Here is a 23,646-nt window from a genome sequence, read left to right as displayed (position 1 = left end):
AGACTTAGGAAAACAAAAAAAGGTTTAATTTGTTGATAGAACGCCGTGTGCGGTGAAAATCGCATGCACGGTGTGGATCGGGGGAAAAACTGGAGATTATTTCAAAAGTTTACCTATCGATATTCGCGTGGTCGATCATCCATCAAGCCCAAGCTTTTTCAGAAGAAAAAACGTACCAACGCTTGTGGATCAACTCGATGGAAAAAGATGTCATCTATAAAGGATTTCAAGAATTAAGATCTGGTATGGATTATTATCCGTTTTACAAGGAAGCTCAAACCAGACAGATCGCGGATTGGTTGATTGGGATGAATGGCAGTCAGTTATATACGTTATCGTTACAAAAACGAGGGATTTCAGGTGTCTTTTCGATTGGTCGGGTGCAAACACCGACACTTGCGATCGTGCATAAGCGCCAAAAGGAAATCGAAAACTTTAAACCAGAACCTTTTTTTGAATTAGATGCCAAGGTCCAAGCAGAAAATGGTGAATTCATCGCCCATTTAGATCCGCACCAACGATTTAAAACGAAAGAAGAAGCGCAAGACTATTTGCGAAAAGTTGCGATCGATCCACCTCACACTACAGGTAAGATTACCAAAGTGGAAAAAAAGAAAAAGAAAACACCAAGTCCGTTATTGTTTTCACTTAGTAGTCTACAATCAAAAATCAACCAGATCTACAAAGCAAGTGCAAGCCAAACGCTAGAAGCTGTTCAAAAATTATACGAAGCGAAACTTTTAACGTATCCCAGAACAGATACACCGTTTATTACTAATAATGAATTTTCGTATCTTGTAGCACAACTCGAAAAATATACTCGCTTTCTAGGGTATCAAGGAGAACTGCCACAGCAAAAGACACGTAAACGCTACGTAGATGATAAAAAAGTCCAAGAGCATCACGCGATCATTCCGACTAAACAAGTTCCTACAGCAGAACGTTTTGCACGTTTACCTCAATTGCAACAACAGATCTATCAGTTGGTGATGCAAACAACGATCGCGATGTTTGCTCCAGATTATACCTATGAAGAAACGGTGATCCATGTAGCATTTGAACAAGCGAATTTCAAAGCGATCGGTAAAGTGCCTTTAGAAGAAGGTTGGAAAGTGTTGTTTCCTAAAAGTAAAAAACAACAGACAAAAGAAGAAGATTTATTGCCTAAAGTTAAAGTCGATGAAGCTGTTTCTGGAGAGATTTTATTTGTTGAAAAGAAAACGCAAGCGCCCAAACCATTTACAGAAGGTACGCTTTTGACCGCGATGAAAACAGCGAATAAACAAGTTGAAGACGAAGAGGCTAGCCAGATCTTAAAAGAGATCGAAGGGATCGGGACAGAAGCGACTAGAGCAAGTATCATTGAAACCTTAAAGCATAAGGAATACATTCGTCTAGAAAAAAATCAATTGTTCGTCACCAAAAAAGGTGCGCTTTTAAGTGAAGCTCTCGGAAACGATTCTTTACTTGCAAGTGCTGAAATGACGGCCAAGTGGGAGCGTTACTTAAAAAAAATCGGTCAACAAACAGGATCACAAGAAAATTTTTTAGCGAATATCCAAAAGTTTATTTTGCATCTATTGCAAACTGTCCCTAATGAGATCGCGCAATTACAGGTGAATACAGCTGATTTTATCCCTAAACCAACGGGTAAAGTCATTGGAAAATGTCCACGCTGTCAACACGAACTCATCGAAAAAAAAGGCTTCTATGGCTGTATCGCGTATCCGAATTGTCGCTTTACGCTCTCGACACATTTTCGACGAAAAAAATTGACTAAGAAAAATATCGAAGAGCTACTAGTTGGAAAAGAAACACTCATCACTGGAATTAAGACAGAGGAAAAAGCAACGTATCAAATCAAGATACATTGTAATGAAAAAGGCTATCTAAATCCCGTTAGTCAAGCTGAGACGACCTAGATCATCTAGGTCGTTTTTTTTATTCTGTAAATTCAAATTCAAGTTGAATGTCAGGATCAAGGGGTTTTAAAAGTGTCTGATAGTAATTTTAGCAGATTCATTGAGTTGTTTGGTGTATTGCGAAAGATATTTTTCTTGAACACTATTTGATAGTGTTTTTGCAACAATCTCACCAATGTTGACATCTTTTGTCGAATAGCTTAACAGTTCGCCTTGTGAATCGTATAGTTCGTAAGGTTTATCCGGATCAAGCTCGATACCGATCACTTCGTATTTTGGCAAAGTGATTTTATATGCATGTTCAGAGATTTCTTCGATTTTAGCCGGAGCTTTGATTCCCAACTTTGCTTGATAGTTCAAGATGATCAACACTTTTTTCTCTGAAAATGGAATTCCGATTTTTGTCCAAGAGATCGTTGTATTATTGGTTTTGGTTTCGACGTGTTCGATTCCAACATTTAAGAAGACTTGTTCGTTCACCTCTTCAATATATTTTACGACGGATTGTGATGAAGAAATTGAAGTACCAGAAGAGCTGCGTAAAAAGAATGCCCCCACTAAGGCTATCAAAGCGAGGAGCAAGATGATCCATAAGTAAAGTTTAAAGCCTAAGATTTTTTTGAATACCTTCATTTTGTACCACCTTTTTTAAAGAAGAAAGCCGCTACTTTTTGTAAAGAAAAAGACTAGTGTAGCTAAAGATTTAAATCATAGATAAAACTATTCTCGGCATAATTCTGCTTATTTTTTAGAGCTATCTACTTTTGTTACAGCCTCTTTTTTAGTACCTTACAAGGTTGCATGATTATCGTACAAAACTGTTTGTTTAATCACACTCCAAGCATCATCTTCATGTGATAAAGTAAACAATGTAAAAAAACATTGATTATACAGGAGGAACAAAAAATGAGAAAACCAAGAATCGCGATTATAGCAGACGTCATTTTAAGAGATGCAAGCGCTTTAAGTCTGTTCCAATCTGATTACGCAACGAGTGCTGTTTGTGACTCAATTACAAAAGCCGGGGGACTGCCTGCGATTTTACCGATACCAGATAAAGATGTACGCGAAGAAAATATTCGTGAATATTTAACTTGTTTTGACGGGTTTTATTTTGTAGGTGGTGCAGATATCGATCCTCAATTTTACGGTGAAGATCCTGAATGGGGTTGTGGTAATTTCGATACTGAAAAAGATCGTTTTGAAATCGAACTTTGTCGGGTAGCATATCATAATGACAAAGCGATTCTAGGAAATTGTCGGGGATTTCAATTAATCAATGTAGCTTTAGGTGGTAGTTTATATCAAGATATCAAAACCAAACATCCAGAATTTTATATCAAGCACGAAAATTATAACGCGACGACTCCAGCTCATAAACCATCTCATTATGTTGAAGTTGAAGCGGATAGTCGTCTAGCCAATTTGATTGGAACGAAAGTATTTGTAAACTCACGTCATCATCAAGCGGTTCATGAAATTGCGCAAGGACTACGGGTTGTGGCGCAAAGCCCAGATGGATTAGTTGAAGCAGTTGAAAGTAAAGGGGACGATCAAATTTTAGCTGTACAATGGCACCCTGAAAATCTATGGCCAGAAAATCCGCAAATGTTAGATATCTATCGTGACTTTATCCAACGAGTTGCCGCTCGGATTCAATAAGAAAGGAGTTCTCTCATGGCACAAGCAAAACCTACTGCCAAACAGGCAGTCAGTTTAATGAAAAAATTATCGTTTTTCTCGATTTTTCTTTTAGGAATCAACGGAATCATTGGTTCGGGAACATTTTTACTCCCACAACAAATCTATCAAGATGCAGGTGTCATGTGGGGACTCGTTTGTATTATTGCCGCGGGAATCTCGACGTTGTTGATTGCGCTATGTTACGCTGATTTATCTGGTCGTTTCTCTGAGTCAGGGGGAGCATGGTTGTATTCCTATCATGCTTATGGAAAATTTGTCGGATTTGAAGTCGGCTTTTTTATGTGGTTTGCCGGAGTCGTTTCGATTTCCGCTGAGATTGCTGCTTTGATTCGTATTTTTAAAAATATGATTCCAAGTTTAGCCAATCAATGGATTTCGCTCGGATTTGGAATTGGTTTTATTGTCCTTTTAGGTATTATTAATTTATTTGGTGTCAATTCAGTGAAATTTGTTAGCAATCTTTCTTCTGGTTTGAAGTTACTTACAGTTGCATTATTTATTCTCGTGGGTGTCTTTTTCTTGAAATTCAGCAACTTTTCGCCATTAGTTCCAGAACGTATGGATTCTTCAAGTGGCTTATTTAAGAGTGTTAGTAATACGTATAGTGTTGTCTTTTACATGTTTACGGGATTCTCATTTTTACCGATCGCAGCGCGTAAAATGAATAATCCTCAGAAAAATCTGCCAAAAGCGTTGGTTACCATCATGTTATCTGTTATGACGATCTATGTAGTTGTTCAAGCTTTAGCTATTGGAGTATTGGGCTCAGGATTAGCGAAAACGACGATTCCCGTAGCTGAAGCCATGAGCCATATGTTAGGTAGTTGGGGTTATTATATCATCATTGCTGGTAGTACGATTTCAACATTTGGTGTAGCTTTTGCTTCTTCATTTGATGTTCCGATCATCGCGTCATCACTGTCTGATGAGCACCATTTATTGCCTAAATTCTTTGGAAAAACCAATCGTTACGATGCGCCGTATATTTCGATTTTATTGACGGTCGTGATCAGTTCACTCTTACTGTTGACTGGTAGCTATGTCTTCTTAGCAACGTGTATGGTATGTGCGAATTTTGTGCAATACATTCCAACGATTTTAGCAACAATGAAATTTCACAACAATAAGGAATTCCCAACACAAGGATTCCATTTGCCAGGAGGCTATACGATTCCGATTTTAGCGTTGATTGGTTCAATGTATTTATTAGTAGGATTTAACTTTAAAGTGATTTTAGTTGCAGTGAGTGTTTTTGTTGTCGGTGTGATCATTTACCTAGCAGAAGCTCGATTTGATCATAACGCAGTCAGTCCAGTTAGTACGAAAAAAGAATAGGAGGAATGCATCATGGCAGCTGGAGAAATCCAAACATCGCTTGTGTCGAAGAAACAGCCACAAAAAAAACTTAGCTTCTTCTCGATCTATTTTTTAGGGATCAATGCAATTGTCGGCTCTGGAGCATTTTTGCTTCCACAACAAATCTATAAAGATAGCGGCGTAATGAGTATCTTTGTCTTATTGATGGCAGCGATCACTGTGAGTATGGTTGCATTATGTTATGCTGATTTATCGAGTCGTTTTTCAGGATCAGGAGCAGCGTGGCTGTATTCGTACAATGCGTTTGGAAAATTTACAGGGTTTCAAATCGGATTGTTCTCTTGGTTTTTAGGTTGTCTGACGCTCTCAGCTGAAGTCGTAGCGTTATTGCGTACCTTAAAACCGATCGTACCCACGATGAAAAATAGTGTGATCGAAGTCGTATTTCCTATTGGCTTGATTATTATTTTGGCAATTATCAATTATTTTGGAACAGGTATGGTGAAGTGGGTCGATAATATCTCTTCAGCATTTAAAATCATTACATTAGTTTTCTTTTTAGTTATTGGTGTGTTCTTTGTGCATACATATTATTTTTCACCATTCATCCCCACAAGTGCAAAGAATGCAAGCGACGTAATGAAAGATTTTGGTGCAGGATTTAGTGTCGTCTTTTATATGTTTACAGGTTTTTCATTTATTCCAGTAGCAGCGGCACAAATGGATAATCCTGAAAAAAATATTCCGAAAGCCTTGATCTTAGTGATGTCTAGTGTGACGATCATCTATGTTTTAGTCCAAGCGATCGCTATTGGGATCTTGGGACCAAAAATCACTGAATACACATTGCCGATCGCTCAAGCGATGCAATCAACAGTCGGCTCATGGGCGTACTCGATCGTCATCGTTGGGATGATCGTATCGATTTTTGGTGTAGCCTTTGCAGTATCTTTTAGTACACCGACCCTTGCAGCTTCTTTAGCCGATGAACATCATTTATTGCCTAGCATTTTAGCAAAAACAAACAAATATGGTGCACCAATCGTAGCAGTGATCGTATCTTCATTGATCAGTATGGTGATGACTTCATTTAGCTATATCTTTTTAGTTGCTTGTATCGTCATCGTATCGTTTATTCAATACGTGCCTTCTATTTTAGCCGTTATGAAATTTAAACATACTAAACAATATCCAAATAATGGTTTTTCATTAAAAGGTGGCTATACGATTCCGATCATTGCCTTGATGATTTCATTGTATCTTCTTACAAATATCCAAATGATGGCATTAGTCATTATTGTTGCGGTGTTTGTAGTAGGAACGATCGTTTATATGACATCAATCAAAAATAAAGAAGAATCGACGAGTGTACACAAACAAAATCCAACTAAATAACAACTAAAAAAACAGAATGATTCAGGTAGGATCATTCTGTTTTTTTGTTGGGTTTTCAAGTACTTAGTCTTTACAAACAAGTGAAACTTTTTTATAATTTAGAGTGTAGTTTGCCAGCTTAGCTCAGTAGGTAGAGCAACGCACTCGTAACGCGTAGGTCACAGGTTCGATCCCTGCAGCTGGCATTAGAGAATGTTGATCATCTGATGATGGTCAACATTTTTATTTTTTACACAAGTAAAGGAGGAATTTTAGATGTGGTTTATTTTAGGCACACTACTTGTGTTTGTGATCAGTATTAAATTAGCAAGTGTTTTAGCTGTTGGTTTAATGATGCTTCATTTTCGAATCAAGCGTGATCTACAAAAGATGACTTTAGATAAATGGAATCGGTATTTTGCGAAAATTGGTCCTAAGGGGATCTTTAGACGAATTCTAGCCTATTACTGGTTAGTGCTGACGTTGATTGCATTGATCAATATGAATAGTTTCTGGCACGGTAATCTAGCTTATGCCATTACGCTCTTACTTGCTGGAGCGGTCTATTTGATGTTCAAATTTATCTCACGTAAAGACGATTTTCAGAAAATAATGAATAAACGATTTCATGATTAAGAAATGAAACTGTAAATTTTTATTCATCTTTTAAACTTCTCTTTTCAATCTAGAATTACTAGGTCTATAATGGAAAAGAGCATTTAGAAAAAAAGAGAAAGAGAGAATTCATGGAAAATAATCGCAGAACAACAAAAAGAATAGACAGCCGCATCGACTATGGCGTCATCTTACCAGTCTTTCTTCTTTATTTGATTGGTCTAGGTGCGCTATATGTCGCCTATGCACAAAATCCTTTGTATAAAGGAAGTTTATTTGCTGGTGTCGCAAAGCAAGCATTATGGTATGTTTTAGGCATTATTGCTGTTATTATTATTATGCAAATCAAATCAAAATGGTTGTGGAAGTTGACGCCTTATATCTACGGCGGAGGTCTGGTCATCATGTTAGCCTTGCTGGAATTTTATGACCGCTCTCTAGCAGAATCCACTGGATCACGAAACTGGTTTCACTTTGGTGGGTTTACCTTACAACCTGCTGAATTAATGAAGATTGCGTACATTTTGATGATGGCACGTATCGTAACGTCTCATAATTCAAAATATCGACAGCGTAATCTGGCATCAGATGCTACGTTGATCGGCAAAATGTTTGCAGTGACACTACCAGTTTTACTTTTAGTTTTACTACAAAAAGATTTCGGAACGATGCTCGTCTTCTTGGCGATTTTTGGTGGGATCTTTTTGATGTCTGGCATTACGTGGAAAATCGTTGTGCCACTGATTGCGACGTTCTTGATTTTGAGCGGAATCATCTTATTTTTAGTGGTGAGTGACAACGGCCGCGACTTTTTATATCATTTTGGGTTTAAAGCGTACCAATTTAAACGAATCGACTCATGGTTGGATCCTTTCCACGACATCCAGGGGAGCTCTAGACAGGTAGCCACTTCGATTATGGCGATTGGATCTGGAGGATTGTTAGGAAAAGGTTTCAATGTGAGTGATATCTATGTATCCGTTCGTGAATCTGATATGATTTTTTCTGTGATTGGGGAAAACTTCGGATTTATCGGCAGTGCGCTAGTTGTCTTTTTATATTTTGTATTGATCTATCGAATGATTCGAGTGTGTTATGATACGAATAATGAATTTTATGCGTATATCTCAGCTGGGATTATCATGATGATCTTGTTCCACGTATTTGAAAACATCGGGGCAAATATTGGGCTGTTACCATTAACAGGGATACCATTACCTTTTATTAGCCAAGGTGGATCAGCATTACTAAGTAATATGATTGGGATCGGATTGATTTTATCGATGCGTTTTCAAGCGAGTACGAAATAAAAACGAGCGTTTTAGGGGAAAGGGAGACAAAAGCATGGTTACCGTATATGGTTATCCAAAGTGTTCGACATGTAAAAAAGCAATGGTGTATTTAAGTGGTCGATTAGATAATGTAGAGTTGATCGATATCGTTACACAGACTCCATCTGCAACTGAAATCAAAAATTGGATGACGTCTAGTGAATTACCGTTACGTCGCTTTTTTAATACAAGCGGCAAACGTTACCGTGAATTAGGCTTAAAAGATCAACTTAATGATTTATCCTTAGAAGAAGCTAGTGAGATCTTAGCTTCAGATGGAATGTTATTGAAACGTCCGATTATTTTGAAAAATGATGAATTTGTATTAAATGGCTTTAAAGAAGAAGTCTATGAAGGGATCGTAGAAGAATGGAAAAAAAATGCTTAAAGAAAAAAGATAATGTTTGGATTTTGTTCAACGGAACAGAATATTGTCTTGGCTTAACAAATGAAGCACAAGAAGAATTAGGAGATGTAACGTTTGCGACTTTACCTAAAGCGGGTAAAGTAGTTGAAGTAGGCGATACGATCTTAGAAGTCGAAGCTGAAAAAGCGGTGAATGAATTTGTAAGTCCTTTAGCAGGTGTCGTATCTTCCATCAATGAGAAAATTGATGAAAATATCGATGTCTTAAACGATCAAGATGAACTAAATGCTTGGTTCATCAGTTTAAAAGATGTTGATCCGGCTGCTTTTGAAGCTTTATAAAAAACTTCAAGAAACATTTGACAGGTTCATGAGAGCTTGTTATAATCTGCTTAATATTAAAAAGCAATGAAAAGATAAGTATATTTCACTGAAAGTTTAGAGAGCTCCGGTTGCTGAAAAGGAGTCTGGAAGTGGTTTAGAAAATGGTCTTTAGAGCAGAGCTGGTGAGTTTTCGGACAAGCCACTACGGGATACGCCCGTTAACGCGTAACAGTATGCAGAGAGTTTCTCTAAGTACTTGTGAGGCTGGAAATCCAGCGAATAAAGGTGGTAACACGGAAATGATACTTTCGTCCTTTGTGCAATTTAGTTGTACGAAGGATGAAAGTTTTTTTTTTAGCTATTTTACAAAAAGAGTCGAAATTGAAAAGAACAGCAGTGGAGGAGAACGCATCATGGCATTTATTGAACTACAAAACGTAACAAAAGCATATCCTCGAAAAGACAACACGATCCATGCCTTAAATGGGGTCTCTTTAGAAGTCGATAAAGGAGATGTCTTTGGGATCGTCGGATATTCAGGAGCAGGAAAAAGTACGTTGGTTCGCTTGTTAAATGGTTTAGAACTACCAAGTACAGGTGAAGTGATCGTCAATGGACAAAGTGTGACTGCATTAAAAAATAAAGAATTAAGAACGTTTCGTAAAAAAATCGGAATGATCTTTCAACATTTTAATTTACTTTGGTCACGTACTTTACAAGAAAATGTGGAATTACCACTAGAATTAGCTGGTGTTTCTAAAGCGAAACGAACAGAAAAAGCTTTAGAATTATTGGCCCTAGTTGGATTAGAAGGACGCGAAAAAGCGTATCCTTCTGAACTTTCTGGCGGACAAAAACAACGAGTCGGAATCGCGCGTGCTTTAGCAAACGATCCAGAGATCTTACTTTGCGATGAAGCAACAAGTGCCTTAGATCCTCAAACGACAGAAGAAGTTTTGAATCTTTTACAAGAAATCAACGAAAAATTACACTTAACGATCGTCTTGATCACACACGAAATGGATGTGGTGCGTCAGATCTGTAATAAAGTCGCCGTGATGGAAAAAGGTCAGGTCGTTGAAGAAGGCACGGTCGTTGAGGTATTCCGTCATCCTAAAGAAGCAATCACGAAGCGTTTTGTTCGTCAAAATATCGAGATGCAAGCAGATGAAGAATTGCTTCAAACCTTTTTAACAGAAAATCCAACTGGACGTATCGTGACATTGACGTTTAAAGAAAACAATGCCAATGAACCTGTCATCTCACAAGCGATCCGCCAATTTCCAGTCGATATCAACGTCGTCTTCGGGAAAATCCAGCAAGCAAAAGAAGGTGCCTTTGGTTCCCTTACGATCTTGATTACAGGTGCAGAATCTGCGATCGAAGATACATTAGCATTTTTTGCAACAAAACAGGTAGAAACAGAGGTGGTTACACATGAATAAGGGATTTGTCGAAACGTATTTCAACTTTGAAAAAGTCGATTGGTCGACGATGAGTGTTTCTATATACAACACGCTTTATATGACAATCATTTCGACTATTCTAGTAGTTATCTTAGGTTTGCTTCTAGGGCTTGCCTTATACACATTAGGACGCAAATCATCTACGTCATCTAAACTTATTTATACGATCGTTTCGATCATTAGTAATATTTTTCGCTCAACGCCATTTATGATTTTGATCGTACTGTTGATTCCAGTGACCACGATTTTAGTCGGGACCTTTTTAGGTGCAACAGCGGCGATTCCAGCTTTGGTACTTTCAGCGACACCGTTTTATGCGCGTCTAGTCGAGATTTCATTTCGTGAAGTCGATGCAGGAGTATTAGAAGCAGCTGAGGCAATGGGGGCAAGCTATGGTGAGATTATCTATAAGATCTTGATTCCAGAAAGTTTACCTTCACTAATTTCTGGTGTGACAGTGACCACGATCACGATGATCGGCTACACGGCAATTGCCGGAGCAGTCGGTGCCGGTGGTTTAGGAGCGGTCGCTTGGCAAGAAGGGTATCAACGTAGTAATTATACAATTACTTTGGTCGCAACAGCTTTGATTTTAGTAATCGTATTTATTATCCAAGCAATTGGAGATTATTTAACAAAACGTACAGACAAACGATAATAGGGGGAATTACACATGAAGAAAAAATTATTAGGTTTCGTGACAATTGCAGCAGCAGTTGTAGGGTTAGCAGCTTGCGGGAATTCAAGCTCAGATGACACATCAAAAAGCAAAAGTGACGATAAAACATTGATCGTCGGAGCTTCAGCGACACCACATGCAGAGATTTTAGAACAAGCAAAACCGATCTTGAAAAAAGAAGGTATTGATCTACAAATCAAGATCTTTGATGATTATATTTTACCAAATAAGGCCTTGGCCGCAGGTGACATCGATGCCAACTACTTCCAACACATCCCATACCTAAATAAAGCCAATAAAGACAATGGATTTGACTTGGTTAATGCTGGTGCCGTTCATTTAGAACCAATGGGCTTGTATTCTCAACGTATAAAAGATATTAAAGACTTAAAAGATGGCGCAACGATCATTACGTCAAATTCAGAATCTGACTGGGGTCGTATTTTGACAATCTTAGAAGAAAATGAATTGATCAAATTAAAAGATGGCGTCGATAAAGAAACAGCAACATTTGATGATATCGCAGAAAACCCTAAAGATTTGAAATTCAAACATGATATCGATCCTTCACTACTTGCGGCAACGTATAAAAATGATGAAGCAGATCTAGTTGCTATCAATGCTAACTATGCATTAGGAATCGATTTAGTTCCTGCTAAAGATGCTGTATTATTAGAAAAAGACAACACACCATACGTAAATATCATCGCAGTTCGTAAAGGCGATGAAAACGAAGATAAAATCAAAAAATTGATCGAAGTCTTACACTCGGAAGACGTAGAAAAATACGTACAAGATAAATGGAATGGCTCAATCAAAATCGTCCCAGCTGACTCAAAATAAGGTAACACACTCCCACAACTCGTTTGGATAGGAAACGAGTTGTGGGAGTTTTTTTATGAACTGATTTTTCTGAATTCTTGTGGAGATTGATTTGTAATCCGTTTAAACGCCTTTGAAAAAGTAAAAGGATCTTTGTAGCCGACAAGCTGTCCGATAGTTTGAAGTGAATAATCCGTTTCTACCAATAGACTTTTCGCAGTATCGATTCGTAAATTCAACAAATATTCTTGTGGACTATACTCACTAAATTTTTTGAAGATAGTATAGATATAACTCCTTGATAGATGTAGTGCTGCTGCCATATCAGTAATATTGTAACTTTTTTCTAAATTATTTTTTAGTAAAGTAGTTGCACGTAAAAATTGGTCATAAGCAATATCTTTTTTTTGCAAATTTTTAGCTGGAAAGTCGGTTAACAAGAAGTGAAAAAGTGTCAATAGGTTTCCTTGTATAAGCAGTCTATTACTAAGATTAAGAGGCTCATGTAAATTTATAAGTAGTGTAGAAAAAGCAGTAGCAAACGAATGATTCATCGTCGAACGAAGATAGTATTTATCCATTAACTGGCTTTGCAGTAAGATTTCTTTTATCGTATTTCCCGATAGACCAATCCAACTATAGGTCCAAGGATCATCGCTGTCAGCCTGATAAAAACAAGGAACCGATTTTGGTAATATAAACACATCTCCAGCTTTTAATTGAACCATTGGATTACCAGCGCTAGCAAAAGTTCCTTTGCCAGATTCGATATAATGGAGCACATAACAATCGCGAGTATTTTTTCCAGAATAGGCGTAATTTGATGGTGTTAATTCTCTACCATAAAATAAAATCGAGAAGTCAAAATGTTCAATACTTATTTTCTTGTAATCATATAACATAATATTTTTTCCTTTCTACATGTCAAAAAGTCTTTAAATCATTATGACATATTTTTAAAACATCTAGCTATGTTTTCTTAAAAATAAACTTGATAAACTAGAACTATCAAAGAAAGCGGTAACAAAAAGGAGATCTTATGAAGAATTTAATTACGTATGACCAGACAAAAAAAGTCTTTCATTTACAAAATAATCAAGTTAGTTATGTATTCTCTATTGAAGAATATGATCAAATTAACCAATTGTATTTTGGTAAGGCCGTTAAAAGTTACCACGGACAACGTCAATACCCACGGATCGATCGTGGTTTTTCTGGAAATTTAGCTGAAGCAAACCAAACAGATCGGACGTTTTCTTTAGATACGCTCCTTCGCGAATTTAGTTGTGTGGGTGAAGGAGATTTTCGTATTTCTGCTGCTAAAATTAGCCAATCAGATGGAAGTTATGCTTTTAATTTCAAATATACAGGATTTAAGATTGAGCAAGGAAAACCGAAACTTTCAGGATTACCTGCAGCATACGTTGAACAGGATTCTGAAGCTGAAACGTTATTTATCACGATGATTGATGCAGTCAGCCAATTAGAAATGGTCTTGTTATATACGATCTATCGTGATCTACCAATCATTACACGATCAGTACAGCTAAATAATTTGAGTTCTACACATGTCGAGATTCAAAAATTAGCTTCTTTCCAGTTAGACTTAGCACCAGACGATTTTACAGTTATCTCATTTCCAGGTGCACATAATCGTGAACGACAAATTCAAGAAGAAATTGTAAAAAAAGGTATCCGAACATTTAGCAGCCGTCGTGGTACGACAAGTCATCATATGAATAATTCTATTATTCTTAAAAAAAATAATGCAGATGAATTTCAAGGAGAAGTATATGGATTTAATTTAGTCTACTCTGGAAATCATGCATTTGAGTTAGAACAAGATCAACTCAATCAACTGCGGATCATCGGAGGAATCAATGAGGATGGATTTTCTTGGGATTTAGCACCAAATGAAATATTCCAAACTCCTGAGGTATTAATGGCGTATTCAGATCGGGGAGTCAACAAGATGAGTCAAGCATTCCATCATCTTATGACAACTCGTATCGCAAGAGGAAAATTTAAAACCAAAGATAGAGCGATTTTAATCAATAATTGGGAAGCGACTTATTTTGATTTTGATGAAGAACGATTAAAACCATTAGTTGATAAAGCTGCAGAAGTAGGAATAGAGATGTTTGTTTTGGATGATGGTTGGTTTGGGCAAAGAAACGATGATACTTCATCTCTGGGAGATTGGTTTGTAGATGAAAAGAAATTCCCTAATGGTTTGAATCATTTTGCAGACTATGTTCATTCAAAAGATTTGTGGTTTGGATTATGGATGGAACCAGAAATGATCTCCATAAATTCCGACTTGTATCGCCAACATCCAGATTATGTACTGACGTATCCTAATCGAAATCCTGCTCCAAGTAGAAGCCAACATGTTTTGGATCTAGGTAGAAATGAAGTTCGTGAGAATATTTTTCAGCAGCTCTCAAAACTTTTTGAACAAGGAACAATCGATTATGTTAAATGGGATATGAACCGTAGTATTTCTGAGCTATATTCTTTAGCACTAAATCCTAAAAATCAAGGAGAGGTAATGCACCGTTATGTGTTAGGACTTTACGAACTACTTGATAATTTGACAGAGAAATACCCTGATATTTTATGGGAAGGGTGCTCTGGTGGAGGTGGACGATTTGATAGTGGGATGTTGTATTACATGCCGCAATCTTGGACGAGTGATAATACAGACGCGATCGAACGATTAAAAATTCAATATGGAACATCTATGATTTATCCGCCTTCGTCATTTACCTCACATGTTTCGGCCATACCAAACCACCAAACAGGCAGAAGCGTATCTTTAAATACTAGAGGAAATGTAGCCATGAGTTCGGTTTTTGGTTATGAATTGGACCTAACAAAAGCCACAGTTCAAGAGCAAAACGATATCGTAAATCAGATTTCATTTTATAAAGAAATCAGAAGACTAGTACAATTTGGTATCTTTACACGATTAAAAAGTCCGTTTGATACCAATCAGTGTGTATGGCAATTTCATTCAGAACATCAAAAAGAAATCTTAGTCTTTGCTTTCAAAATTTTGAACGAAGGCCAAGAACCATCAAGTCTTCTTAGATTAGAAAATTTAGATGAGCATCGACTGTATCAAGCGTCTACTGGTGAAATTTATGGTGGTGATGAATTAATGAATATTGGATTTTACCTACCACAACAGTCTACAGATTTTTCTTCATGGGAATTCCGCTTTACTTTAGTTGAAGAATAGGAGTGAATAAAATGAATAGCCATAAAATTAGTCGGTATGTGTTACTGGCAGTAGGACTACTTATACTAAGTGCGTGTCAGCAGTCATCTAAAACAGATACCTCCTCGAAAGTAACGATTGAATATTTTAATCAAAAGAAAGAAATGTCAAAAACACTCCAAGAAATTGCAGCCGATTTTGAACAGAAAAATCCTGATATCCATGTAGATGTAGTGGATGTACCCAATGCAGGCGAAGTAATCAAAACAAGAATGCTATCAGGAGATGCGCCAGATGTAATCAATTTATATCCGCAAAGTATCGAGTTGCAAGAATGGGCAAAAGCTGGATACTTAGAAGATTTAACTGATGAACCCTATTTGAAAAACATCAAAAATAATTATGCTGAGCGTTTTGCAGTAGAAGATAAAATATATAACATCCCCCTGACAGCGAATGTATATGGATTTTATTATAATAAGACAGCATTTGAACAATTGGGTCTAATAGCACCAAGTACTTGGCAAGAATTTCAAGAATTAACAGCAAAAATTGAACAAGCCAATCAGACTCCGTTTGCGATTGCTGGTGCGGAAGGCTGGACATTAAATGGCTATCATCAACTCGCGATAGCCACTGTTACTGGCGGTGAAGCACAAGCAAATGATGTGTGGCGTTTTTCAAAAGTAAATGGCATTAAACAAGATAGTAAAGCGATGCAAGGAGACTTTGAACGATTAGACTTATTACGAAAAAGCGGTGCGATGCAAAAAAACTGGCAAGGTGCAGGATATAACGATGCTGTAGTCGCGTTTGCTAAAGGTAATGCACTGATCATGCCAAATGGTTCTTGGGCTTTACCGCTGATCCAGTCGCAAAATCCAGATTTTGAAATTGCAACATTTCCTTTCCCAGCAGAAAATAAAGACAAAAGTCTAACGATTGGTGCTGGTGATTTGGCTTTATCGATTTCAGCACAGTCAAAGCATAAAAAAGAAGCACAGAAGTTTGTTGACTATATGACGACATCTGAAGTGATGCAAAAATATTACGATGTAGACGGATCTCCTTGTGCGGTTGAGGGAGTTATTGAAAATACCACAGATTCACCACTAAAAGGATTAACCGATTTAGCTTTTACTGACCAGCATTTAGTTTGGTTAGCTAAAGATTGGAATAGCGAGAATGATTTTTATACATTGACAACAAATTATTTATATAACGGTGATCAAGAAATGATGATCGATGGACTAAATGCATTCTTTAATCCTATGAAAGCGACGGAGAAGAGGTGATTATGATGAATGTCAAAAAAATGATAACCAAGCATTGGGCGCTGGCTTTTCTTATAGTGCCAGTCTTACTACAATTTGTATTTTTCTATTTCCCAATGTTACAAGGAGCATTTTATAGTTTTACGAATTGGACGGGCCTAACCTATAATTTTGATTTTATTGGATTGAACAATTATCGAATCTTATTATCGGATCCTAAATTCATGAAATCGATAGGATTTACTGTGATCTTGACATGCTGCATGATTATTGGACAAATTGGATTAGGGATTCTTATCGCTAGGGCATTGAATTCCCCGATTAAAGGAAGAACCTTCTTTCGCGCTTGGTTCTTTTTTCCAGCAGTTTTATCAGGTATTGTCGTTTCTTTGATTTTCCGCCAAATTTTTAATTATGGTCTTCCAGCTATCGGAGAAGCATTAGGGATTGACGTTTTGAAAACTGGTTTATTAGGAACACAATGGGGAGCGATCTTTGCTGTTATTTTCATTTTATTATGGCAAGGTGTTGCGATGCCAGTAATCATTTTTCTTGCAGGATTTCAAAGTGTCCCTCAAGAAATTCTTGAAGCAGGGCAAATGGATGGTGCCAATACAAAACAAATTTTTTGGAATATTGAATTGCCTTATCTATTACCAAGTATCTCTATTGTATTCATCTTAGCTTTAAAGGGTGGACTAACAGCATTTGATCAGATTTTCGCGTTGACCGGAGGCGGACCGAATGATGCGACTATTTCTTTAGGACTTTTAGTCTATAATTATGCGTTTAAAAATAATCAGTTCGGTTATGCAAATGCTATTGCACTAGTCCTATTTATCTTAATTGCTTTAGTTTCGATCATTCAAATTCGTTTGTCTAAACGTTTTGAAATTTAGGAGGAAGATCAATGAAGATTACAAAAAAGGGGCAAATTTTTAATTATAGCTTGTTGATTCTTGGCGGAGTGTTAATTTTAATTCCATTATTTACCACATTGATTAGTTCATTTAAAACGACTGCAGATATTACAGGAAATTTTTTCAGTTTACCAAATCCATTTATACTGGATAATTTTAAACAACTTTTAATCGATGGAGTTGGCCACTATTTTTTTAACTCAGCGGTTATTACGATTTTATCTGTTTTATTAGTTTTGTTCATTGTTCCAATGGCAGCTTATTCCTTAGCTCGTAATATGCCTAAAAAACTATCCTATGGCTTGATGTATTTCTTCTTGATTTTGGGAATCTTTGTTCCATTTCAAGTCATTATGATTCCGATTACAGTTATGATGAGTAAGATTGGATTAGCTAATATGTGGGGCTTGATCTTACTTTACTTAACTTATGCGATTCCACAAACTTTATTCTTATATGTTAATTTTATTAAATTGAATGTTCCGATTAGTTTGGATGAAGCAGCTGAAATCGATGGTGCCAATCGTTTTACAACATATTTTAGGATCGTATTTCCGATGCTAAAGCCAATGCATGCGACGGCAATCATTATTAATGCTTTATGGTTTTGGAATGACTTCATGCTACCATTATTGATTTTAAATCGAGATTCAAAAATGTGGACACTTCCGTTATTCCAATATAATTATACAGGTCAATACTTTAATGATTATGGGCCAAGTTTCGCTTCCTATACTTTGGGAATCCTCACGATTACAGTGGTCTATCTGATTTTCCAACGTAACATTATTGCTGGTATGAGTAATGGTGCTGTAAAATAAGGCTATCTGATGAAGTAAGCAGACGAAAAAAAGTGATGAGATTTTCTTGGGAAAATTCCATCACTCTTTTTTAAGTTACTTTAGTTGTGTAATTTTAGATTTTATACTATTTTTTTGGTGTGAAATAAACTATTAGTATAAAAGGAGCTTGTTTTCATGACAAAATTAAATGATCCGATCACGTTCAAACGTGGCGTCACCTTAAAAAATAGAATTGTCATGGCACCGATGACGACGAAAATGTCATTTTACGATGGTGTCGTAACGACCGATGAGTTAAACTACTATGGTTTACGCTCAGGCGAGGTTGGCGCAGTGATCACTGCTGCGGCGAACGTACAAGATGACGGTAAGGGTTGGGAAGGTGAGTTAGCAGTAAGTGACGATAAACATATTCCTGGTCTAACCAAACTAGCCAATACGATTCAACAAAATGGTACGAAAGCAATTTTACAACTATTCCATGCTGGTCGTATGACCGATTCTAGTGTATTACGTGGTACCCAACCTATTTCAGCGAGTGCTGTAGCAGCAGAACGTCCAAATGCTGAAACTCCACGTGAGATCACCGAAGCAGAAATCTTAGACTTGATCGAAAACTTTAAAGCAGCCACAAAACGCGCGATCCAAGCTGGTTTTGATGGTGTGGAATTACATGGAGCAAATACCTACATTATCCAACAATTCTTCTCTCCACATTCAAATCGTCGCAACGATGCATGGGGTGGCACACTTGAAAAACGTTACCACTTTATTGACGTATTAGTCGATGAAGTACTGTCAGTAGTAGAAGAAGAGCAAGCTGAAAACTTTATTGTTGGTTATCGCTTCTCACCAGAAGAATTTGAAAAACCAGGAATCAGTATTGAAGATACACTATTCTTAGTGGATCAATTGGCACAAAAAGAACTCGACTACTTGCATATCTCGTTATCTGATTATAAACGTAAATCGATCGATGAAAACCATCAAGAACATACGATGTTAGAAATGGTCTATCAAGCAATCGATCATCGTGTCCCATTGATTGGTGTCGGAGAAGTCCACAGCAAAGCCGATGCCCAAACTGTTCTAGCTTCAGCAGATCTAGTCGCAATCGGGCGCGCGATCTTGATTGATCCACATTGGCCAAGTAAAGTCTTAAATGACCAAGAAGACTTGATCAAACAAACCATCTCAAGTTATGACCAACAAGATCTATATTTACAAAATGGTGTCATGGAATTTCTAAATATCATGATGCCAGATCGATTGATATAAAGAAAAACTAGCTAATCGTACTCGATTAGCTAGTTTTTTGTTTTTTAATGAAAGTATCTAAAGAAAGTAAATTAGGATAAATCGGTTCAAAGAAACAAGTGAGTGCAAATAAAGCTAGCGGGTCTTTTAGGTTGAAAGGCAGTACGTAAGAGGTATATTCGTAGCGTTTAATGAGTAAGGAATAGAATTGTTGCGCTTTTTGGTCAAAGAAATAACAATTAGCTAGGATGTTTAGCTGATGGAAAAAGACAAGTAACTTATTTTGCACACCTAGTGCATAGTTGCCTGTAAATGAATGCTTTTGAGGAAGTTCGTTAGCTAAAGTCGTGATTTCACGAATGCCCAAGAGTTGTTCCCACATATAACTAAATCCTTGTTCACTGACAAATAGATAACTGTCGATTCTTCTAATTGGTGTTTTTCGATCAAGGAGAGAACTATTGGAACGGATACGAATCATTTGGAATAATTTGATTTGGCTAAATAAGACACTAGGAGTGACTATAATATTTTCTTCAATAGAATCTAAGATGAAATAAGGGAGTAGGAGGGAGCGGATCAGTAGTTCATCACCGATTAAATAAATTGCACCTTTTGTATGTAACTGAATGGTGTAGGTGTGAAGATAATTTTTTAGTGCATATAGATAACGGCGTGCAGTAGACGAACTAATAGACAACTTTTGACAAATTAGTTTCAGGTCGGTGATTGGATAATAAGCCAAATGTTTTAATAATTGGAAGATTCCTTTAGGTTGTAATAAATAGCGTAGTTCTATTAAATAAGAAGATAAAGCTTCATCTTGTTCAATATCAGTTAAAGCAAGTCGAGTGACCCAAAGATTTAAACGTTTTTTTTCAGTAGTCGTCAATAAATATTCAATCATAAAAAACGCTTCCTTTCCTTTTTTATTAAATATAACATTATATATTTAATTTGATCTTTCAAAATCGCGAAAAAAAATGCGAATTTTGAAAGATCAAAAAAACCCCGCAAATAGTTTTTGACTACTTGCGGGGGTTAATATTTATTTCTAGCTATTGCGATTCTTTAATTATTCTGCGTCTTCGCCGATTACTTCTGGTTCAGCAGCTTCAGTTGTTTCTTCAGTTTCTTCTTCTACTTGAGGTTCAGTTACTGAAACAACTTGTTCTTCTTTATCTGAAGTGATTTCGTAGTCACCGTCTGCTTTAAGGTCAGCTACTGTGTACGCATCGCCGATCTTAAGGTCTGTTACATCGATTTCTACGCGTTCTGGTAAGTTATCTGGAGTTGCTGCAACGGTTACGTTGTATAATGTTTGAGTTAACACGCCGCCTTCTTTCACGCCGACAGCTTCACCGACAACAACAACTTCGGCTTCAACTTCTGTTACTTCTTTCATGTTTACAGATAAGAACTCAACGTGAGTTAAGTTACCTTTAAAGGTATCTGAAGTATAGTTATGGATTAATGTATTTACTTTTTTACCGTCTAAATCTAAAGTGATTACAGTATTCACACCATTTTCGCGTAATACTTTTTCTAATTGACTTGTATCAACTGCGATTGGTGTACTTTCGATTTGATAACCATTTACGATTGCAGGTACTTTACCTTCGTGACGTAATTGGTTACGTAATGAACGGGGGCGAACTTCTCTTTTACTTGCTTTTAGTGAAACTGACATAATTAAATTCCTCCTAGAAAATTGGGTCCGAAGACACTTTATTTTAAGCAAATTTTGATTACTCTTCACATGAAGTGGGTACGTGAGAACACGCAAAAAGGTAACTTTGAATACAAAGCTACCCTGGAAAGTTTGATTGAACTTTTCTCCACCAGGTTGTAACGCTGTGTATGAGAAACATATTTACTTTACTCATTAAGCATAGGATGGATAGTTTAAAAAGTCAAACAAAGTGATTTTGGATCGCTTGAATGTACGGTATAATAAGAAAAAAACAGAGGAATCTAATGAGAATTAATAAATTAATCGAAAAAAACTTAAATACTTCCAGAAAGCAAATGAAACGACTTTTCTTAACAGGTCAAGTCATAGTGGATGGAAAAAAGATATATGAAGAAAAATTAAATGTTGATAGCCAGATCCATGAAATCACTGTGGCCGGCAAACGACTTGAAACGACAGAACAGTACTGGCTTTTGCATAAACCACAAGGCTATGTAACCGCCAATTCAGATCAAAATCATCAAACGGTCTTTGATTTACTAAATCCACAAGATCGACATCCTGATTTATATGCTGTTGGACGACTGGATCGGGATACGACCGGTTTACTATTATTGACCACAAATGGACCATTGGGATTTGCTTTATTGCATCCTGATCGTCATGTCGAAAAAACCTATCATGTAACCGTAAATGAAGCATTGACCGCACAAGATGAACAAGCATTTTTAGCCGGGATCGAATTTATCGGTGGGATAGTCTGTAAACCAGCAAACTTAAAGATTTTAGAGACTTCTCCGACAAAAAGTACTGCATTGCTCACGATTTCAGAAGGCAAGTTTCATCAAGTGAAAAAAATGTTTTTAGCTCAAGGGAAAAAAGTAATTGTGTTAAAGCGTGTATCTATGGGACCATTAAGCTTAGAACAAGAAGAAGTTGGTTCTTATCGCGCGTTAACAAGTCAGGAATTGCACGCTTTGAAACCATATTTTAACTAGGGGGAATGTTATGCATTATAAAGTGATTTTATTTGACGTTGACGATACATTATTAGATTTTCAGGCTGCTGAAAAGCAAGCTTTGACCTATGCATTTACAACCCAAGATATCTCGGTAACAGAGGAATTGATTGCCTATTACCATCAGATGAACCGTGATGTGTGGAAGATCATCGAAAAAGAAAATGATCGCCGCGAAGAGATGCTTGTTGAGCGATTCAAACGAACGCTGACGTATTTTGCGATAAAAGCAGATCCAAGTTTACTCAATCAGGCGTTTCGTACGCATTTAGCCTCAGAACATCAACTTTTAGGCAATAGTTTAGCTGTTGTGCGAAAGTTGTATGACGAAGGCTACACACTACAAGTTGCCTCAAATAGTCGTGGAGTGACTCAGCGAAAACGGTTGAAAGCTGCAGGCTTGATTGACTATTTCGATCAAATTTTTGTGTCTGATGAAGTTGGTGCCCAAAAACCAGCCAAAAAGTTTTTTGACACGATTTTTTATGCGAATCGCGATATTCCTAAAGACAAGCTTGTGATCGTAGGTGACTCTTATACTTCAGATATCACAGATGGTATCAAAAATGGGATCGACACGATCTGGCTTTCGACTGAAACACTAGCAAACGATCAAGCAAAACCGACTTATCAAATCGCAACTTTAGATGAATTACCAGTGTTATTGAATGAATTGGAATCAAGTCACAATTTTAAGAAATTGCAAGCCTTTTTTTAATGATTTAGCAAAAATCGCCGGTTTTTCATGGTAATTTATCAAAAATTCGCTATAATAGATAGAAGTGTGAAAAAGCAGACGAAAGAGGTAGACAGATGAGTAAGAACAAGCCGATTATTATTGGAGTGACTGGGGGATCTGGTAGTGGGAAGACAAGTGTCAGTCGAGCGATTTTAGATCATTTTCCAAATCACTCCATTATGATGCTTGAACATGATTCCTATTATAAAGATCAAAGTCATTTGAAATTTGAAGATCGTTTGGCAACAAACTATGATCATCCCTTTGCATTTGATACCGATCTATTGATCGAACATTTGCATCAATTGGTCGAATATAAAACGATCGAAATCCCAGTATATGATTATGTCAAACATACACGTAGTGATCAAGTGGTCGTGCAAGAACCTAAAGAAGTGATCATTTTAGAAGGGATCATGATTTTAGAAGACGAGCGTTTGCGTGAGATGATGGACATTAAGATCTATGTCGATACAGACGATGATACGCGTATTATCCGTCGAATCAAACGCGATATCGAAGAGCGTGGTCGTACATTAGATTCTGTGATCGATCAATATTTAGGTGTGGTAAAACCAATGTATCATCAATTTATCGAACCGACGAAACGTTATGCGGATGTGATCGTGCCAGAAGGTGGCGAAAACCATGTAGCGATCGATTTGATCACTACTAAAGTAAGTGCCATTTTAGACGAAAAAAACTAGGCTTTCTACTTATTTTGTGATACTATATCGTTATGCGATGAGTCGAGGCGGTTGACTTAGGTCAACTACTCAACAGAGGCACAAGAGGAAA

The 23,646-nt window shown here is 36.9% G+C and carries 23 protein-coding genes, 1 tRNA gene and 1 other annotated feature; of the genes, 20 read left to right on the top strand and 4 right to left on the bottom strand.

Annotated elements, in window-relative coordinates; genetic code table 11:
* The first annotated feature begins 197 nt into the window (after positions 1-197).
* Positions 198-1,922: a DNA topoisomerase gene (locus ACWOEC_RS06860; protein WP_455306888.1), complete on the top strand. Its 1,725-nt coding sequence runs from the start codon at positions 198-200 to the stop codon at positions 1,920-1,922.
* Positions 1,923-1,988: 66 nt separating this feature from the next.
* On the opposite strand, the gene ACWOEC_RS06855 is transcribed toward ACWOEC_RS06860, so the two are convergent.
* Entirely contained in the window at positions 1,989-2,555 is a 567-nt protein-coding gene (locus ACWOEC_RS06855; protein ID WP_455306886.1) for a DUF4230 domain-containing protein, read from the bottom strand.
* Between the two features lie 273 nt (positions 2,556-2,828).
* On the opposite strand from ACWOEC_RS06855, the gene ACWOEC_RS06850 reads away from it, so the two are divergent.
* From ACWOEC_RS06850 to ACWOEC_RS06800, 11 genes are all read left to right on the top strand, one after another.
* Complete coding sequence (locus ACWOEC_RS06850; RefSeq protein ID WP_455306884.1) at positions 2,829-3,584, top strand: gamma-glutamyl-gamma-aminobutyrate hydrolase family protein; 756 nt, start codon at positions 2,829-2,831, stop codon at positions 3,582-3,584.
* Between the two features lie 15 nt (positions 3,585-3,599).
* Positions 3,600-4,961: an APC family permease gene (locus ACWOEC_RS06845; protein ID WP_455306882.1), complete on the top strand. Its 1,362-nt coding sequence runs from the start codon at positions 3,600-3,602 to the stop codon at positions 4,959-4,961.
* A gap of 12 nt (positions 4,962-4,973) precedes the next feature.
* On the top strand, positions 4,974-6,338 hold the full coding sequence (locus ACWOEC_RS06840; RefSeq protein ID WP_455306880.1) for an APC family permease: 1,365 nt from the start codon (positions 4,974-4,976) through the stop codon (positions 6,336-6,338).
* 112 nt (positions 6,339-6,450) lie between these two features.
* Positions 6,451-6,523 (top strand) — tRNA-Thr (locus ACWOEC_RS06835).
* Between the two features lie 70 nt (positions 6,524-6,593).
* The gene (locus ACWOEC_RS06830; RefSeq protein WP_297079346.1) at positions 6,594-6,953 is read left to right on the top strand and encodes a hypothetical protein; all 360 of its coding nucleotides are present in this window, start codon (positions 6,594-6,596) and stop codon (positions 6,951-6,953) included.
* A 110-nt stretch (positions 6,954-7,063) separates the two neighbouring features.
* The gene (locus tag ACWOEC_RS06825) at positions 7,064-8,242 is read left to right on the top strand and encodes an FtsW/RodA/SpoVE family cell cycle protein (protein ID WP_455306878.1); all 1,179 of its coding nucleotides are present in this window, start codon (positions 7,064-7,066) and stop codon (positions 8,240-8,242) included.
* Positions 8,243-8,276: 34 nt separating this feature from the next.
* Complete coding sequence (locus ACWOEC_RS06820) at positions 8,277-8,651, top strand: arsenate reductase family protein (protein WP_297079343.1); 375 nt, start codon at positions 8,277-8,279, stop codon at positions 8,649-8,651.
* Positions 8,633-8,971 carry a glycine cleavage system protein H gene (locus ACWOEC_RS06815; RefSeq protein WP_297079341.1) on the top strand — a complete coding sequence of 113 codons (339 nt, stop codon included), beginning with the start codon at positions 8,633-8,635 and terminating at the stop codon, positions 8,969-8,971. The genes ACWOEC_RS06820 and ACWOEC_RS06815 overlap by 19 nt, the downstream gene beginning before the upstream one ends.
* 57 nt (positions 8,972-9,028) lie before the next feature.
* Positions 9,029-9,272 (top strand) — a binding site (T-box leader).
* Between the two features lie 94 nt (positions 9,273-9,366).
* A complete protein-coding gene (locus ACWOEC_RS06810) occupies positions 9,367-10,398 on the top strand; it encodes a methionine ABC transporter ATP-binding protein (protein ID WP_455306875.1) in 1,032 nt (343 codons plus the stop codon).
* On the top strand, positions 10,391-11,077 hold the full coding sequence (locus tag ACWOEC_RS06805) for a methionine ABC transporter permease (RefSeq protein WP_455306873.1): 687 nt from the start codon (positions 10,391-10,393) through the stop codon (positions 11,075-11,077). Before ACWOEC_RS06810 ends, ACWOEC_RS06805 begins: the two co-directional genes overlap by 8 nt.
* Positions 11,078-11,092: 15 nt before the next feature.
* Positions 11,093-11,941, top strand: coding sequence for a MetQ/NlpA family ABC transporter substrate-binding protein (locus ACWOEC_RS06800; protein ID WP_455306871.1), 849 nt, complete (start codon positions 11,093-11,095; stop codon positions 11,939-11,941).
* A 53-nt stretch (positions 11,942-11,994) separates the two neighbouring features.
* Here ACWOEC_RS06800 and ACWOEC_RS06795 read toward each other — a convergent pair whose 3' ends face one another.
* Positions 11,995-12,822, bottom strand: a complete 828-nt coding sequence (locus ACWOEC_RS06795) for an AraC family transcriptional regulator (RefSeq protein WP_455306869.1) — start codon at positions 12,820-12,822, stop codon at positions 11,995-11,997.
* A 137-nt stretch (positions 12,823-12,959) separates the two neighbouring features.
* On the opposite strand from ACWOEC_RS06795, the gene ACWOEC_RS06790 reads away from it, so the two are divergent.
* The 5 genes from ACWOEC_RS06790 (at position 12,960) to ACWOEC_RS06770 (ending at position 19,418) form a co-directional block, all read left to right on the top strand.
* Entirely contained in the window at positions 12,960-15,164 is a 2,205-nt protein-coding gene (locus tag ACWOEC_RS06790; protein ID WP_455306867.1) for an alpha-galactosidase, read from the top strand.
* Positions 15,165-15,175: 11 nt separating this feature from the next.
* Complete coding sequence (locus tag ACWOEC_RS06785; RefSeq protein WP_455306865.1) at positions 15,176-16,438, top strand: extracellular solute-binding protein; 1,263 nt, start codon at positions 15,176-15,178, stop codon at positions 16,436-16,438.
* Positions 16,439-16,443: 5 nt separating this feature from the next.
* Positions 16,444-17,316: a carbohydrate ABC transporter permease gene (locus ACWOEC_RS06780; RefSeq protein ID WP_455306863.1), complete on the top strand. Its 873-nt coding sequence runs from the start codon at positions 16,444-16,446 to the stop codon at positions 17,314-17,316.
* A gap of 11 nt (positions 17,317-17,327) precedes the next feature.
* The gene (locus tag ACWOEC_RS06775; RefSeq protein ID WP_455306861.1) at positions 17,328-18,158 is read left to right on the top strand and encodes a carbohydrate ABC transporter permease; all 831 of its coding nucleotides are present in this window, start codon (positions 17,328-17,330) and stop codon (positions 18,156-18,158) included.
* Positions 18,159-18,314: 156 nt separating this feature from the next.
* Positions 18,315-19,418 (top strand): NADH-dependent flavin oxidoreductase, encoded by a 1,104-nt coding sequence (locus tag ACWOEC_RS06770; protein WP_455306859.1) that lies wholly within the window; start codon positions 18,315-18,317, stop codon positions 19,416-19,418.
* Positions 19,419-19,443: 25 nt separating this feature from the next.
* Here the strand turns inward: ACWOEC_RS06770 and ACWOEC_RS06765 are convergent, their stop codons facing one another.
* Entirely contained in the window at positions 19,444-20,304 is an 861-nt protein-coding gene (locus tag ACWOEC_RS06765; protein ID WP_455306857.1) for a helix-turn-helix domain-containing protein, read from the bottom strand.
* 168 nt (positions 20,305-20,472) lie between these two features.
* Positions 20,473-21,087, bottom strand: a complete 615-nt coding sequence (locus ACWOEC_RS06760) for a 50S ribosomal protein L25/general stress protein Ctc (protein ID WP_455306855.1) — start codon at positions 21,085-21,087, stop codon at positions 20,473-20,475.
* A gap of 287 nt (positions 21,088-21,374) precedes the next feature.
* Between ACWOEC_RS06760 and ACWOEC_RS06755 the strand changes: the two genes are divergently transcribed.
* From ACWOEC_RS06755 to udk, 3 genes are all read left to right on the top strand, one after another.
* Positions 21,375-22,088 carry a pseudouridine synthase gene (locus tag ACWOEC_RS06755; protein ID WP_455306853.1) on the top strand — a complete coding sequence of 238 codons (714 nt, stop codon included), beginning with the start codon at positions 21,375-21,377 and terminating at the stop codon, positions 22,086-22,088.
* Positions 22,089-22,098: 10 nt separating this feature from the next.
* Positions 22,099-22,827, top strand: a complete 729-nt coding sequence (locus tag ACWOEC_RS06750; protein ID WP_455306851.1) for a YjjG family noncanonical pyrimidine nucleotidase — start codon at positions 22,099-22,101, stop codon at positions 22,825-22,827.
* A gap of 95 nt (positions 22,828-22,922) precedes the next feature.
* Positions 22,923-23,555 carry a uridine kinase gene (gene udk / locus ACWOEC_RS06745; protein ID WP_297075655.1) on the top strand — a complete coding sequence of 211 codons (633 nt, stop codon included), beginning with the start codon at positions 22,923-22,925 and terminating at the stop codon, positions 23,553-23,555.
* Positions 23,556-23,646: the final 91 nt, after the last annotated feature.

The organism is Enterococcus bulliens, assembly GCF_053761865.1.
The sequence above is the reverse complement of the archived record's forward strand: the minus strand, read 5'-3'. Positions and strand labels throughout refer to the sequence as shown.